Source organism: Fictibacillus sp. UD (assembly GCF_043558025.1).
Lineage (GTDB): Bacteria > Bacillota > Bacilli > Bacillales > Fictibacillaceae > Fictibacillus.
Genome location: NZ_JARUHH010000007.1, coordinates 18,125 through 33,606 on the forward strand (window position 1 = coordinate 18,125; position 15,482 = coordinate 33,606).

Genomic DNA, 15,482 nt, shown 5'->3' on the forward strand with positions numbered 1-15,482 from the left:
GAAAATGTCCTCTAACATTATAAAACAAAACAAGTGCTTTGTATACTTCGACTAATATAGACAACTTCTTATATTATTTGTACTATCGGGGTGTCTGCATTACTAGTTGAAAATATTACAAATTTGTGAACGGTTATAGGACAAAAAAAGCAGGTGAATGAATTGAAAAGAGCTTATCAAATCTATTCTATTATTACTACCTTTGGTATGCTGCTCGTTTTACTCATGGGAGCTGTTGTAACAAAAACTGATTCCGGTGATGGCTGCGGAAATTCCTGGCCACTCTGTTATGGAGAACTATTGCCAACAGCACCTAAACTTGAAACCATAATTGAAGTGAGTCACCGTTTTGTTTCTGCTTGGCTCGGGATCTTAGTTATTATACTGGCTATATGGGCATGGAGACGAGAACCCCATAAAAAAGAAATTAAAATCCTAGCAGGTTCTGCAGTGTTCTTCATTGTCCTTCAAGGACTTTTAGGAGCAGCAGCTGTTATTTGGAGCCAGTCATCAGCCGTACTTGCCTCTCACTTTGGATTTTCACTTGTTTCGTTTGCAAGTGTGTTGCTGATAGCGATTCTTTCATTCGAGGATCGGGACCGGCCTTTTATTGCTAAAGTATCACCAGGGTTTAAAAAGAACATCTACTGGTTATTTGTTTATTTGTACGCTGTCGTATACACAGGAGCTCTTGTAAGACATACTGGCTCGAGCATGGGCTGCGGTCCTGAGTTTCCTCTATGTAACGGTTCTGTACTCGCAGCATTAGGATCACAAGCTAGCATACATTTGATGCATAGAATCGCTGCTATCGTACTCTTCTTGTGGATTGCGATCTCTTGGTATCATGCAAGAAAGCATTACAGTGATCAAAATGTGGTGAACAAAGGTTTTCAGTTTGCTTTGTTATTTGTCATATTGCAAGCTGTATCAGGGATTATGATCGTACTTTCAAACCTAAACTTGTTTGTAGCTTTATCACATGGTTTGATTATATCTTTCCTGTTTGGTACGTTGAGCTATTTAGTATTAATTGTTTATCGGAAATAATAAAAGACCAAGGTGCTTCAATTGCACCTTGGTCTTTTTATGTTTTAGTTTCCGACTGTCATCGCTGCTCTTGAAAGCAGTTGATTTCCATTTCAGATGCTCGCTTTCCGGGGGGCGGGCGGTGAGCCTCCTAGCGCTTTGCACTTTTAGGAGTCTCACCTGTCCCACTCGTCCCCCAGGAGTCTCGCATCTTACATTCCAATCAACTTTTCAATGAAGACTTTTTATGCAGCGAGAATTACGCTGCTTAAAGCTCAAAGATAGTTGTTATTTCGGTTATTCCCCACTAATGTGCGACAAAAAAGCTTACTTTATTAACTCGATAAGCAGATCTCCAGCCGCAATACCTTCTCCGTTTTGAACAGATATTTCTTTAACTGTTCCGTCAAATGGAGCTTGTACCGTCGTTTCCATCTTCATTGCTTCTGTGATCATGAGATGATCACCTTTTTTTACTTTTTCCCCTTTTTCAACTAGAACTTTAATCACAGTTCCAGGCATACTTGCACCAATTTGAGAAGGATTTGAGTGATCTACTTTTTGTTTTGCAGATACCGTTACTTTTGCACTTTCATCAATTACCACAATTTCACGTGATTGACCGTTTAGTTCAAAGTAAAGTACTCGAGATCCGTCAGTTTGAGCCTCACCGATTGAGACCAGTTTAACAATCAGCGTCTTACCTTGTTCAATTTCAACTTCAATTTCCTCCCCAAGCTTCATTCCATAGAAGAAAGTTGGAGTGTCGAGGACAGAAATATCACCAAATTGTGAATACATCTTTTCACGATCTAAGAACACTTTTGGGTATAACGCATATGCCAATACATCAAAACTTGTAACTTGACGGTTGATCTTATGAAACAAGGTTTCTTTTATATCATTAAAATCAGCAGCTTCTAAAAGCTCTCCTGGCCTCACTGTCAGAGGTTCTCTTCCTTTTAGTACAATACGCTGCAGTTCTCTTGGAAAACCTTCATACGGCTGTCCCAGGTACCCTTGAAAGAATTCTACAACAGAGTCAGGGAAATCTAGTGATTCTCCTCGATCATAAACATCATCTTCAGTTAAGTTATTTTGAACCATGTATAATGCCATATCTCCTACAACTTTTGATGAAGGAGTAACTTTTACCACATCGCCGAACATATCATTAACTCTGCGATACATTTGTTTCACTTCATCCCAACGGTCGCCAAGGCCAACAGCTTTTGCTTGCTGCTGAAGGTTACTAAACTGTCCTCCTGGCATCTCATGTTCGTAAACTTCTGGATCGGGAGCAGGCATACCGCTTTCAAATCCTGAATAATACTTTCTAATATCTTCCCAGTAAGAAGAAAGTTGTTTTGCATGATCAATATTTATGTCTGGCTGTCTCTCATTACCTGCTAAGGCATAATACAGAGAGTTAGCGCTTGGCTGTGATGTTTGTCCAGCCATAGAACTTACAGCAACGTCCACGATATCCACGCCAGCTTCGGCAGCTTTGGCGTAAGTATAGATTCCATTCCCACTCGTATCATGTGTATGCAGATGAATTGGAATATCGATGGATTGTTTTAGTGCAGATACTAGATCATAAGCAGCCTGCGGCTTTAATAGACCCGCCATATCTTTAATGGCTAAGATATGGGCTCCCTCTGCTTCCAGCTCTTTTGCTAGATTCACATAATAGTTTAGATCATACTTCGTTCTGCTCGGATCTAATATATCTCCTGTATAACAAATCGCCGCTTCAGCAATCTTTCCTGTTTCACGAACGGCTCTGATTGCTACTTTCATACCTTCAACCCAGTTTAGGCTGTCAAAGATACGGAAAACATCGATACCAGCCATTGCTGACTTTTTAACAAATTCTTCTACTACATTATCTGGATAGTTTTTATAACCTACCGCATTAGATGCTCGTAAAAGCATTTGGAATAATACATTTGGCGCTTTTTCTCTAAGCTTAATCAGGCGGTCCCACGGATCTTCATTTAGGAAGCGATAAGATACATCAAAAGTCGCTCCTCCCCACATCTCTAAAGAAAACATATCCGGCCATAATCTCGCTGTCGGTTCAGCAATGTGCAGAAGGTCATTCGTACGAACACGCGTCGCCAGCAATGATTGGTGGCCATCTCGGAAAGTCGTGTCTGTAAGCAAAAGTTTCTTTTGTTCTTTTACCCAGCGTGCTACTGCTTCTGGTCCTTCAGCATCCAATAGCTGTTTAGTACCATTAGGAATCGGTTCTGAAAGTTTAAACTTTGGAATGCGCGGCTTGTCAAAGAACGGTTTTTCCTGTTTTTGAAGCCCTGGGAAGCCATTGATTGTTGTAGCGCCAATATATGAAAGCATCTTCGTTCCTCTGTCCTTACGCTTTGGAAAAACAAAGAGTTCACTGCTTGTATCAATAAAGGAAGTATCATAGTCTCCAGATAAAAACTTTTGGTGTGTTACAACGTTTTCAAGGAACGCAATATTCGTTTTAATTCCACGAATACGGAATTCTTTTAAGTTTCTCAGCATTTTGGATGCCGCTTGTTCGTAAGACAAAGCCCAAGTTGAAACCTTTACGAGCAAGGAATCATAAAACGGCGTGATAATTGCGCCCTGGAATCCGTTACCTGCATCCAAGCGCACCCCAAAACCTCCGCCAGAACGGTAAGCCATAATTTTCCCTGTATCCGGCATAAACTGATTAGATGGATCTTCTGTCGTTACACGAGATTGGATTGCATACCCATGACAATAAATATCTTCTTGCTTTGGAATTCCAATTTCTTTTCCGTGTAAGGAGAATCCTTGAGCAATCATAATTTGCGATTGTACAATATCAATCCCCGTAACCATCTCTGTAATGGTATGCTCAACCTGAACGCGGGGATTTACTTCGATAAAATAAAATTTGCCGTCTGGTGTAACAAGATACTCCACTGTTCCAGCATTGATATAACCGACATGCTCCATTAGTGAGACCGCTGATTCACAAATCTCATGACGCAGTTCATCGGTTAAAGAAACACTTGGCGCTACTTCTACAACCTTTTGATGCCTTCTTTGTACAGAGCAATCGCGCTCATATAGGTGGACAAGGTTCCCTTCATGATCTCCAAGGATTTGAACCTCAATATGTTTAGGGTTCTCAACAAATTTCTCAACATAAACTTCATCCTTACCAAACGCTGCTTTCGCCTCCGATTTGGCACGGTCATAGCTTTCTGCTAACGAATTCTCACTTCTGACGATGCGCATTCCGCGTCCACCGCCACCCATAGAAGCTTTAATAATGATTGGAAAACCATTTTCGTCTGCAAAATCTTTTACTTCAGACAGGCTATTTACTGGACCATCACTTCCAGGTATAACTGGAATGTTTGCATCAATGGCAGTCTGTCTTGCTTTTACTTTATCTCCGAACATATCTAGATGTTTTTCATCTGGCCCGATAAAAACAATACCTTCTTCACGGCAGCGTTCAGCAAATTCTTTGTTTTCGGATAGAAAACCGTAACCTGGATGAATACCGTCAACACCGTTTGTTTTAGCAATTTCGATAATACCCTCAATATCGAGATAGGCATCTATTGGTTTTTTTCCTTCACCAACTAGATAAGCTTCATCCGCTTTATAGCGGTGATAAGAACCCGTATCTTCCTTTGAGTAAATAGCTACTGTTCGAATATCCAGTTCTGTACAGGCTCTGAAAATTCGGATTGCGATTTCTCCTCTGTTTGCTACTAAGACTTTGCTGATTTTTCTGCTCATACAAGTTCCTCTCCTTTTACCTTTACATAATAGCTCTTATCTTTTTATTTACTTCAGGCTGTCTGTCAGGTACTTTTTTGTTCAGATTTACTTTTGCAGATATGTTTATAAGAATCCCCATCGATGTTAGAAACAAAAGAAGGGATGAACCCCCGTAGGAAATAAACGGCAGTGGTACTCCTGTAATAGGAAGCAGCCCTACAGCCGCTCCAAGATTAACAACCGTTTGGATGCCAATCATACCAGAAATACCGAACGCTAATAGACTTGTGTATGTATCATTACTTTGCATTCCAATCCAGAATCCTTTTAACACGATATACCCCAATAACAGAATGATTAAAAACACTCCGATGAACCCTAGTTCTTCAGCGATGATTGCGATAATAAAATCAGTATGCGGTTCAGGGAGAAAACCGTATTTTTGAACACTCTCACCTAAACCAGAGCCTGTCATTCCACCTGCAGCTATAGAAATATACCCATTTACAAGCTGGTAACCATCACCTGCAGGATCTTTAAACGGAGCATATGCAGCGTCAAAACGGGATAACTGTTCATCACTTAATCGGAGAAATATCCCTAATCCAGCAATACCGGCTAACGCAACCATTGAGAAAATATGTTTAAACTTAATACCAGAACAGAAAAGAATAATGCCTGCAACTCCTGATACTATTATGCCTGTACCTAAGTCGGGCTGCCTGAGTATCAATAGAAACATTATCGCAAAAATGGTTAAAGGCGGTATGACCCCTTTTTTAAAATCTTGCATCTTACCTTGTTTCTTTGAATAGATCGCAGCTAAATAGATGGCTAAAGTTAATTTTATAAATTCCGCAGGCTGAATACCAATTGGACCTATGTAAAGCCAGCTTTTAGCGTTATTTACTTCTCGGCCAAACAATAATACTGCAACTAACACAAGGATTGATACTAAGACAATGGGCATCATCATCTTTTTATAGATTTGGACATTGAATCTCATCGTAAAATACATAAGCCCCAATCCAGCAAGCAAAAAGATTAGCTGTCTCGTGAAGAAAAAACTGCTGCTGTAATCATACTTATTGATTGTTACCCCTATACTCGCGCTGTAGATCATGACTAATCCAGCACTGCACAATAATAGTACGGCTACTATCAAAGAATAGTCATAGGGTCTTACTGCTTTTTTCACGTTGTTCACCTTTCTCCTCTCTGTCGAAGTCTGTATCTTTATAATTATTAGATATTGTATCACAGAAACCTTTTTTATTTCTGATTCAACTCTATAAGATCAGCTTCTTATAATGTTTCGATGGGTGAGTCTTGTTTTTGAATAGGCTGTTGTTTTTTAAATTTATTGCTTAAGAGTGTATTGTTTCGTCCTCATTTAATAATTGATTAAAGTGTAAGGTGAGTTACCTGCCACCTTGAAGCACAGTTTTTAATAGACAGTTTACTAAAGGATTGTTGCTTTTTTATTTTTTATTATTTTCTTCTTTTGACAGTTGATTGGAGTGAAAGGTGCGAGACTCCTGTGGGACAGGCGGGCAGGTGAGACACTTATACGTGAAACGTACGAATGTGGCTCACCGCTTGCCCCACGGAAAGCGAGCACCTGGAACGGAAATCAACTACTTTCAAAAGCAACAATGAATACGACAACAGCTTTTTATTAAAATGCATATAAAAAAATCCAGTCCAAGTGTATTATCGGACTGGGTGTGTATCATTTTTTCATTGATGCATCGTGCAAAGCAGTAAGCTGCTTTTCGAGCGACTCTAATAACTTCTTGCCTGCATCTTCTTCGACCAGGTTTAAACGGACTGCAAAATCTATCTCACGGGATAAACCAAACATTTGCGTATCCAATACTTCCTCATAGAGGGGACATTGTGGCATTGTTAAGTTTTCCATTTGAACTTCAATTAGTTTCAGGATTTTATCTGCATCTGCTTTTAAGAGTTCAAATGCCCTTTCCCGATGTCCAGTTGCCATCTCAGCTGACAATGATCATCCCTCCGTTCGCCACGATTTCTACCTTTAAATATAAAGGTTTGCATAAAAAAAATCAACATATTACAGTATTCATATAATCGTGCTATGCTTTTAATAGCGTTTTCAATTTTCAAGGAGGTTTTTATGGAATTCATCGTTGCCCTAAAAGGAAAAGTAAACTATCCACTTACATTAGATCCAAGTGTTTGGATTTTTGATGATAGAAAAGAGGATTTAAACACATTATTCGAATCAGATAAATCATCGGAAAGTGAACAGGAAAAATATTTAAAAGAGGTTTCTGCTCATTGGGATAGAGAGTTACAAGAAGGTGCCATCCCACCTTCTGAACAAGAAAAAAAGAAACCGAAAACCACGTTAAAAGAAACGCTTTTGACAGGATCTTTTGCTATGTCTCTCTCTTATTTTATCTATAATGCACAACCGCACCCTGACGCAGCGAAAGTTATCATTGAGTCAGGGGACGGTAACGTTGAAATCACACTTAAGGAAGCACAAAACGGATATTTTGCTTTTTCAAATCACGGTAAGCCGTTAAAAGAAGATGGACCGGTACATTTTTATTTTGCTGATGGACGAAACAAAGAAAATCCCATCAAACATATTTCTGCCATCACAATTTTATAAAACGAAAATTTTGACAGCTCATTCATGGGCTGTTTTCTTTTTTATAGCAAATCAGCTGCAATCTGAGCAAGCGACGAACGCTCACCCTTTTCTAAACGAACATGTCCGCTTAGCGCTTGGTCTTTAAACTTTTCCACGACATATGTTAATCCATTTGTAAACTCATCAAGATAAGGATGGTCGATCTGCTGCGGATCACCGAGCAATACAATCTTACTGCCTTCACCAACCCTCGTTAAAATCGTTTTCACTTCATGTTTGGTTAAGTTTTGTGCTTCATCAATAATAATAAATTGATCTGGCAAACTTCTGCCGCGAATATAGGTGAGCGCTTCAACATGAATAGAGCCTATACCTGCAAGGATCTTCTCCAATTCTCCAGACTTTTTTGTGTTAAATAAATATTCTAAGTTATCATACACCGGCTGCATCCAAGGCTTTAACTTTTCTTCTTTTTCTCCTGGAAGATAACCGATATCTTTCCCAACAGGTACGATAGGACGGGCGATAAACAACTTGATATAGTCTTTTAAATCCTCAGTCTGAAGAAGTGCCGCAGCAAGCGTAATCAGCGTTTTTCCGGTACCCGCTTTTCCGATGAGCGTAACAAGAGGCAAATCTTTTCGAAGAAGCAACTCGAACGCCATTTTCTGCTGAACATTTCTTGCTCGTATTCCCCAGATCTGCTCAGAATCATATCTCAATGGTTTTAGTGTTTTACCATTTTCATCAACTTTTCCTAATGCAGAAACGGAAGACCTGAAAACGTCTTTTAAAATGACGAATTGGTGTGGGTGAAACGAATGTCCTGAGAGTTCAATCAGTTGGAGCTCATTTTTTTCATAAAACTTATTCAGAAGGTCGCCTTGCACATAAATTTCTTTATACCCCGTATACGTCTGATCATTCTTATCGATTACTCTGTCGCTTAAAAAGTCTTCTGCTTCTATTCCTAGAGCATCAGCTTTTACTCGGACAAGAACATCTTTCGAGACCAAAATGACTTTTATACCGCTCTTTTTCTCCTCTTCTTCTTGTTTTAAATTTAATGTAACAGCTAATATCCGATTATCGTTTGTAGGTTCCACAAAAGTTTCCTGAAGTCTTTTAAATGATTTATGGTTGAGCTCTACTCGAAGTGTACCGCCATTCTCAAGTGGAACTCCTTTATGCAGCTGGCCGTTTTGTCTCACACGATCAATTAAACGTGATACTTCGCGAGCATTTCTTCCAATTTCGTCCATGTAACGTTTTTTTGAATCCACTTCTTCTAAAACAACTGCAGGAATGATCACTTCACTATCTCCAAAGGATTGTATTGAATAAGGATCCTGCAACAGCACGTTCGTATCAAGGACGTATCGTTTATTCAACATTTAGCCTCCTGACTTAATGTAGTTCTATTCATTTAGCGTTTTTTATGGACTGCCTATTAAAATGTATGTACGAAGGAATAAAGTTAGAAGAATGTACAAAAAATAACGGAAATGACTTGGAAGGATTGATACCGATGAAAATATTCCGTATTGTTGCCGTCCTTAGTGCGTTTTTCGTACTGTTTGGATGCATGAACGATAAGAACGATAATGCACAAACTGATCAGAACACACCACGGCTAACAAAAGTAAATCAAACAGCAAACAGCAAAAAGCCTGAACAGCCAAAAGGATCTCAAGAAATTTCTAAACACCTAGTAGGATTAGCTACGGGTATCCCTGGGGTTGAGGACGCAACTGCAGTCGTACTAGGACCTTATGCAGTCGTTGGGATAGATGTTGATCGAAAGCTTGATAATTCACGTGTAGGATCTATTAAGTACTCAGTAGCAGAATCATTAAAGAATGATCCAAATGGCAAAAACGCGGTTGTTACAGCTGATCCTGACACTGTTGAAAGGCTTCGTCAGATGGGTAGACAGATTCGCCAAGGCCATCCAATCGGCGGAATCATGAAAGAGTTAGCAGGTATTGTGGGACGCTTAATGCCTCAAGTTCCACATAGCATTCAAACGAAAAAGCCGTCACCGACAGAAACAAACAACAGCCAGTTAAATAAAAAGGAAGAAAAGCAGCTTAAGAATCAACAGCAGAAACAGGAAAAGTCTCAAAAAAACCAGCCACAGCGATTGAATGAAAGCTGATTAAAAAATAGGTAAAACTCATGAAGGCAGGATATTGGCCTTCATGAGTTTTTTGTTTTCCTATGTAATCATAATTATCACTAACAATATTGCACCTCATTCATTTAATTTTCCAATTTCTTTATGTTATACTGTTTGAAAGAGGTGAAATACGATGCGTGTAAAATGCGTATTATGCGATACTATAGAAGTCATTGAAAACGAATGCTCACTTGCAAAAAAATTAAGAAACCGACCTATACACACGTTCATGTGCGATCCATGCAGAGAACGAATAACAAGGAAAACTGCCCAGCGTGAATCAACAGGTAATTTTAATTTATACCGAAGCCCGGACACAAATAATGATTGGTAATGGCAAAAGAATAATTTCTTGGATTTTTTATGGTACAGTTGCCGGCATCTTGCTGGCTTGTTTTTTTTACATTACGGAATTATTCTTTAAGATAAAACTCTATACTTTTTTGTTAAACATTGATTTTTTGCCTCTTCCGGATTACATCATCTTTAACGAACCATTGCAATTTGTTTTACACATTTTCATTGCAATTGCTTTAATTGGATGTGTTGATTTACTTTGCGTTGTGTTTAATCACCCTTATTTACTTTCTCTTTTCATAAATATAATAATGTCACTTACCTTCTTTCCTCTTTACTATATAGCAGTCTCAAAGCCTTTCCAGCCCCCATTGACTATGCCCTTTTTTCTATGGCTCATCGGACACATACTTTTTGCTATCCTAATTGGTTTCTTTGTAAATCAGATGCATAAAAAAAACACGGCTGACGCCTAGCCTTAGCGTCAGCCTATTCGAAATGAACAAGTTGGACTTTCTGATCGTGCAAAAAAGGAGTGCTGAATAAATCAGCACTCCTCATTAAACCTAGGTTCATTTTGAATTCCTTCATATAAAGCATCAATTACGTCTATAAAAAACTTTTCCGACCTTTCCATACCATCCACTTCAAACAGCACGATATAATACGGGCCAGAAGTTGAAACAGACGAAATGTTTACATGGTGGTCCTCATTTAAAATTTCACTAAAAAATTCAAATGTTTCTTTAGCTGCTAGGTCATGGGGTCTTTCTTCATGTACTTTCTTAATGCTCAACCAATTGGAAAGAGCGTCAACAAGCTGCATTACAAAACCCCCTGTCAGCTATTTTCTTTTTTGCTTTGATACAATCTGACTTTGTAAATAATCAAGATGAGTGCAGCTACAATAAGTCCCTCTGCTACCGGCAAGCCGATTCCAAAGAACGCAAGAGGCATACATCCGATAATTAAAAACAGATAGATCACTGCGGACTTTAAAGGCGGCAGTTTTTTTGCGAACCCTAGCTTAAAAACAATTATACTAAGCACTGTAATGATTAAATATAACAGCAGAAAAGCTCTGACAGGGTCGTTTTCAATCCCTAGCAGCAATGCCATGGACGATGAATCTTCCCCTGTCGCTTTCATGATTTCTTGTTTCTCCACGATTCCCACTCCCGATCGTTAAGAAATACGTTTAGCCTTGAGCAAGTTTCTTTTTCTTCTCTACTCTTTCACGTTCGTTCTTATCAAGAACTTTCTTACGAAGACGAATGCTCTCAGGTGTTACTTCACAATACTCGTCATCGTTCAAGTATTCTAGCGCTTCCTCTAGAGACATGATACGAGGTTTCTTCATGCTTACTGTTTGGTCTTTATTCGCAGAACGCATATTTGTCATCTGCTTCACTTTTACGATGTTAACCGTAATATCATTTTCACGAGTGTGCTCCCCAACGATCATACCCATGTATACTTCTGTTCCTGGCTCAATAAAGATCGTACCGCGGTCTTCAACACCCATGATTCCGTATTGAGATGCTTTTCCGTTTTCCATTGAAACCAATACACCTTGGCGACGTCCACCAACGTTTCCTGCTACCATCGGCTGATAGCTGTCAAACGTATGGTTTAGGATACCGTAACCACGAGTTTGAGTTAAGAACTCCGTCGTATACCCGATTAATCCGCGAGCAGGAACCATGAATTCAAGACGAACTTGTCCAGAACCATTGTTCACCATGTTCTTCATTTCACCTTTACGATCTCCTAAAGATTCCATAATAGCACCTGTGTACTCTTCAGGAATGTCAATTTGAACATGTTCAACCGGCTCACATTTTACGCCGTCAATTTCACGAACGATAACTTCAGGTTTTGATACTTGAAGTTCAAATCCTTCACGTCGTAAGTTCTCAATTAAGATTGAAAGGTGAAGCTCACCGCGCCCAGAAACTGTCCATACATCTGGAGAATCGGTATTTTCTACACGTAAACTTACGTCTGTTTCAAGCTCAGACATTAAGCGCTCTTCAATTTTACGGCTTGTTACATATTTACCTTCACGGCCAGCAAACGGTGAGTTGTTAACTAAGAACGTCATCTTCAACGTTGGCTCATCGATACGAAGAACAGGAAGTGCTTCTTCTTGACCTTCAGGGCAAACTGTTTCCCCAACGTTGATCTCTTCCATTCCTGAAACAGCGATCAAATCACCCGCTTTTGCTTCGTTGATTTCAATACGCTTTAGGCCTAAGAAACCAAATAGCTTTGTAACACGGAACTTTTTAACTGATCCATCAAGCTTCATTAATGAAACGGCTTGACCTACTTTAATCGTTCCACGGAATACACGGCCAATACCGATACGTCCAAGATAGTCGTTGTAATCAAGCATCGTAACTTGGAACTGAAGCGGCTCAGCACTGTTATCTTCTGGTGCAGGAATCGTGTCAATAATCGTATCAAGCAGAGCTGTCATATCTTCATCTTGCTTGCTTGGGTCCATTGAAGCAGTCCCTTTAAGTGCAGATGCATATACAACAGGGAATTCTAATTGATCTTCTTCAGCACCCAGTTCAATAAATAGATCGATTACTTCATCTACAACTTCTTCTGGACGTGCAAAATCACGGTCAATTTTATTTACAACTACGATAGGTGTTAACTTTTGCTCAAGTGCTTTTTTCAATACGAAACGAGTTTGTGGCATACATCCTTCGTATGCATCAACCACAAGCAGAACACCATCAACCATTTTCATGATACGTTCCACTTCACCACCGAAATCGGCATGTCCAGGAGTGTCCATGATATTAATGCGTTTCTCGTTATAGTTAATTGCTGTATTTTTAGCTAAGATTGTAATTCCGCGCTCGCGTTCTAAAGCATTGGAATCCATAGCACGTTCATTAACTTGTTCATTGTCACGGAATGTTCCTGATTGATGAAGCAATTTGTCCACCAATGTCGTTTTACCATGGTCAACGTGGGCAATAATTGCTATATTGCGTAAATCATCTCTTCTATTCAAATGTATTCTCTCCTTATATCCTATCTCTTTTTCTTATCATTTTTTGTTCAACTCGACTATTATATCACAAAATTACATAAAGGCTTTTTCTTTTTATCTAAATTCGGTACACTTAATACAGTATAGACAAGTTTTTGGCTTGGAGGTCATCATGAATATTATTTTTTTTATCATTGCACTTTTAACCGCACTTGCAATTAGCGGCATTGGGATCGCTATCGGCGAGAAAAGCTGGTTAATCTTTTTTATATCAATCGTTTCTGTTTTTCTGCTTATGGGATATGGATTTTCTCTTAAAAAAAAGCAAAGAGAGCGTTCTTAATTGAACGTTCTCTTTTCATTAGGCTGTTTTTGTATATACGGTTGTTTTTGTTGGTGGTTAATTTCCGCTCCAGGTTGCTCGCTTTCCATGGAGCGTGCGGTGAGCCTCATGCCGCTTTGCGCCATTAAGAGTCTCCACCTGACCGCTCGTCCCATAGGAGTCTCGCACCTTGCACTTCAATCAACTGCATAGAAGAGAATAAAAAAACAATCAAAATGCAACAATCTTTTAGAACGAGCCTTTTAAAACTATGACTTTTAAGGTTCAATTTAAAACTTTTGAGTTAACTGATCTACGATTTCTTTATGCAATCCAGGTTTAGCGGCAAGTATGCTGTTTTGTTCGAGAAGCTGTATCGTCTCTCCGTCAGTTCTACTAACAATTCCACCCACTTCTTGCAGAAGTATTAATCCCGCCGCGAAATCCCATGGTGACAGTCTTAACGTCATATAAGCATCTAATTTTCCGGATGCAACATACGCAAGTTCAATTGCAGCTGAACCATACGATCGAGTTCCTCTGGATTTTCTAATAATCTGCTGTACATTCTCATGGTTGATGCGTCTGTTAGGTCCCGCCCATGTAGCGTTCACACCTACTACTGCCTCAGATAATGTTACATTCTCTAATCTCGGTAATTTTTTATCGTTTAAGTATGCCCCTTCACCTTCTTTAGCAAAGTAAAGGTTATTTCCCTCTACATCGTAAATTAATCCTAATTTTCCGATCCCGTTTTCATAAATACCTATTGAAATCGCAAAATTGGCCTGTTGGTGAATAAAGTTCGTCGTACCATCGATAGGATCGATAATCCAAATGATACCCGATTTTCCTTCTATCTGATCGCCATACCCTTCTTCACCAAGAACTTTATGAGTCGGATAGGTATGCTGTATCTTATCAATAAAAAACTTTTCAATGCTTTTGTCCATATCCGTGACTAGATCCGCGATATGTGATTTATATGTAATCGTTAACGTGTTCTCAAAAGAATCCTTAAGTAACTGTGCTGCTTCAAGTGTCCATGTCTTTAGATGTTTTTCTATAGATTTAATTTCCTCATTAGTCACGTTATCACCCCTTACCTTTCTTACTAGTATAAGTCAATTTCATCTTCTTCACAAAAAAACGAACCATCCGTTCATGATGGATTCGTTTTTGTTATCCGCTATCCGTTTGCATCATGCTTCTAATCTCACGAGCTCCAGCCTTAATCGTTCGAGCTTACGTTTAGATTCATTGATCTGCTTCTGATCTTTTAACTTCAAAGCATCAAACAAAGTAGCTAACTCATAATCAATCTCAAGTTTCAAAACTGGAATTCTTCTTTCTGCATCCGTTCTTTTTAATGTATTCATTACTTGTTTCATTTTACCGGCACATCCTTTCTTTTCTCTTATTATTCGTTTCTTTATTTTATGAAGTAGCCATGTATATGGAAACGGCTCTTTGCAGAATCTATTGCAAACATTTTTTTAAAAACAGTTCGATATGATAAACTTCTTTGTAGCACTTGATAATCAGGAGGAAAATTTTCATGACATTCAATGGATTTAAAGCCCAAGATTTTAACGTTTTCCAAACACCTGGCCTTGATGATCGTATGGAACAAATCATCAGCCAAATCAGGCCTAAGTTGGAGACACTCGGTAATAGATATTCTGAGGAACTGACTGCTTTCACTGGAGAAGAGATGTTTTTCCATGTTGCTAAGCATGCTAGAAGAACTGTAAATCCTCCAAAGGATACATGGGTTGCTTTTGCTCCTAATAAAAGAGGTTACAAAATGCTGCCACATTTTCAGATCGGACTTTGGGAAACACATGTTTTCATCTGGTTTGCTCTCATTTACGAAGCACCTATAAAAGGTTCGTACGGAAAAGTCTTCCTCAAGAACCTAAACAAGATTAAAAAGGACATTCCTAATGATTTTGTTTGGTCAGATGATCATATGAAACCAGAAAGTTATACTCATCTTGAGGTCAAGAAGGAACGATTAGAAGAAATGGCAAACCGGCTTAGTACCGTAAAAAAAGCAGAATTGCTTTGTGGCGTCCGTATTGAAAAAGACGAAGCTGTAAAGATGAGTGCTGATGACTGGTACGAGCGTATTACTGAAACCTTTAAAACGCTCTTACCCCTATATAACTTAAAGAAAAAGCTGTAATAAAAATAGTGGCAGGAAGCAGAAGTTTAGCTGCTTCTTACCACTAGTATATTGCCGTACAACATAAAT

At 39.0% G+C, this 15,482-nt stretch carries 17 protein-coding genes; 8 read left to right on the forward strand and 9 right to left on the reverse strand.

From position 1 onward, the window contains the following. The first annotated feature begins 162 nt into the window (after positions 1-162). Complete coding sequence (locus tag P8610_RS12880; RefSeq protein ID WP_394604724.1) at positions 163-1,050, forward strand: COX15/CtaA family protein; 888 nt, start codon at positions 163-165, stop codon at positions 1,048-1,050. Between the two features lie 306 nt (positions 1,051-1,356). On the opposite strand, the gene pyc is transcribed toward P8610_RS12880, so the two are convergent. Further along, entirely contained in the window at positions 1,357-4,800 is a 3,444-nt protein-coding gene (gene pyc, locus P8610_RS12885; protein WP_394604725.1) for a pyruvate carboxylase, read from the reverse strand. 22 nt (positions 4,801-4,822) lie between these two features. Further along, the gene (ftsW, locus tag P8610_RS12890; protein WP_289495820.1) at positions 4,823-5,989 is read right to left on the reverse strand and encodes a putative lipid II flippase FtsW; all 1,167 of its coding nucleotides are present in this window, start codon (positions 5,987-5,989) and stop codon (positions 4,823-4,825) included. 320 nt (positions 5,990-6,309) lie between these two features. Here ftsW and P8610_RS12895 point away from each other — a divergent pair, with 320 nt between their 5' ends. Beyond that, positions 6,310-6,441 carry a hypothetical protein gene (locus tag P8610_RS12895; protein WP_394604726.1) on the forward strand — a complete coding sequence of 44 codons (132 nt, stop codon included), beginning with the start codon at positions 6,310-6,312 and terminating at the stop codon, positions 6,439-6,441. Positions 6,442-6,514: 73 nt separating this feature from the next. Here the strand turns inward: P8610_RS12895 and P8610_RS12900 are convergent, their stop codons facing one another. Next, complete coding sequence (locus P8610_RS12900; RefSeq protein WP_373869433.1) at positions 6,515-6,784, reverse strand: YlaN family protein; 270 nt, start codon at positions 6,782-6,784, stop codon at positions 6,515-6,517. Positions 6,785-6,928: 144 nt separating this feature from the next. Here P8610_RS12900 and P8610_RS12905 point away from each other — a divergent pair, with 144 nt between their 5' ends. Continuing rightward, entirely contained in the window at positions 6,929-7,432 is a 504-nt protein-coding gene (locus P8610_RS12905) for a peptidyl-prolyl cis-trans isomerase (RefSeq protein ID WP_394604727.1), read from the forward strand. A gap of 41 nt (positions 7,433-7,473) precedes the next feature. Here the strand turns inward: P8610_RS12905 and P8610_RS12910 are convergent, their stop codons facing one another. Then, positions 7,474-8,808, reverse strand: coding sequence for a PhoH family protein (locus P8610_RS12910; protein WP_289495823.1), 1,335 nt, complete (start codon positions 8,806-8,808; stop codon positions 7,474-7,476). 134 nt (positions 8,809-8,942) lie between these two features. On the opposite strand from P8610_RS12910, the gene P8610_RS12915 reads away from it, so the two are divergent. From P8610_RS12915 to P8610_RS12925, 3 genes are all read left to right on the forward strand, one after another. Next, positions 8,943-9,572, forward strand: coding sequence for a YhcN/YlaJ family sporulation lipoprotein (locus tag P8610_RS12915; protein WP_394604728.1), 630 nt, complete (start codon positions 8,943-8,945; stop codon positions 9,570-9,572). Positions 9,573-9,726: 154 nt separating this feature from the next. Next, positions 9,727-9,927 (forward strand): YlaI family protein, encoded by a 201-nt coding sequence (locus P8610_RS12920; protein WP_289495824.1) that lies wholly within the window; start codon positions 9,727-9,729, stop codon positions 9,925-9,927. Continuing rightward, positions 9,869-10,366, forward strand: coding sequence for a hypothetical protein (locus tag P8610_RS12925; protein WP_394604805.1), 498 nt, complete (start codon positions 9,869-9,871; stop codon positions 10,364-10,366). Before P8610_RS12920 ends, P8610_RS12925 begins: the two co-directional genes overlap by 59 nt. 71 nt (positions 10,367-10,437) lie before the next feature. On the opposite strand, the gene P8610_RS12930 is transcribed toward P8610_RS12925, so the two are convergent. The 3 genes from P8610_RS12930 to typA form a co-directional block, all read right to left on the reverse strand. Continuing rightward, a complete protein-coding gene (locus P8610_RS12930) occupies positions 10,438-10,716 on the reverse strand; it encodes a hypothetical protein (RefSeq protein ID WP_394604729.1) in 279 nt (92 codons plus the stop codon). A 14-nt stretch (positions 10,717-10,730) separates the two neighbouring features. After that, on the reverse strand, positions 10,731-11,009 hold the full coding sequence (locus P8610_RS12935) for a YlaH-like family protein (protein ID WP_289497643.1): 279 nt from the start codon (positions 11,007-11,009) through the stop codon (positions 10,731-10,733). 79 nt (positions 11,010-11,088) lie between these two features. Next, a complete protein-coding gene (gene typA / locus P8610_RS12940; RefSeq protein ID WP_197194509.1) occupies positions 11,089-12,924 on the reverse strand; it encodes a translational GTPase TypA in 1,836 nt (611 codons plus the stop codon). Between the two features lie 151 nt (positions 12,925-13,075). Here typA and P8610_RS12945 point away from each other — a divergent pair, with 151 nt between their 5' ends. Beyond that, entirely contained in the window at positions 13,076-13,246 is a 171-nt protein-coding gene (locus P8610_RS12945) for a DUF5325 family protein (protein WP_289495826.1), read from the forward strand. Positions 13,247-13,515: 269 nt separating this feature from the next. Here P8610_RS12945 and P8610_RS12950 read toward each other — a convergent pair whose 3' ends face one another. Together P8610_RS12950 and P8610_RS12955 are read right to left on the reverse strand one after the other, a co-directional pair. Next, a complete protein-coding gene (locus tag P8610_RS12950; protein WP_394604730.1) occupies positions 13,516-14,316 on the reverse strand; it encodes an inositol monophosphatase family protein in 801 nt (266 codons plus the stop codon). A 111-nt stretch (positions 14,317-14,427) separates the two neighbouring features. Beyond that, the gene (locus tag P8610_RS12955) at positions 14,428-14,616 is read right to left on the reverse strand and encodes a hypothetical protein (RefSeq protein WP_066245840.1); all 189 of its coding nucleotides are present in this window, start codon (positions 14,614-14,616) and stop codon (positions 14,428-14,430) included. Positions 14,617-14,783: 167 nt separating this feature from the next. On the opposite strand from P8610_RS12955, the gene P8610_RS12960 reads away from it, so the two are divergent. After that, a complete protein-coding gene (locus P8610_RS12960) occupies positions 14,784-15,413 on the forward strand; it encodes a YktB family protein (RefSeq protein WP_289495829.1) in 630 nt (209 codons plus the stop codon). The last annotated feature ends 69 nt before the right edge of the window (positions 15,414-15,482 follow it).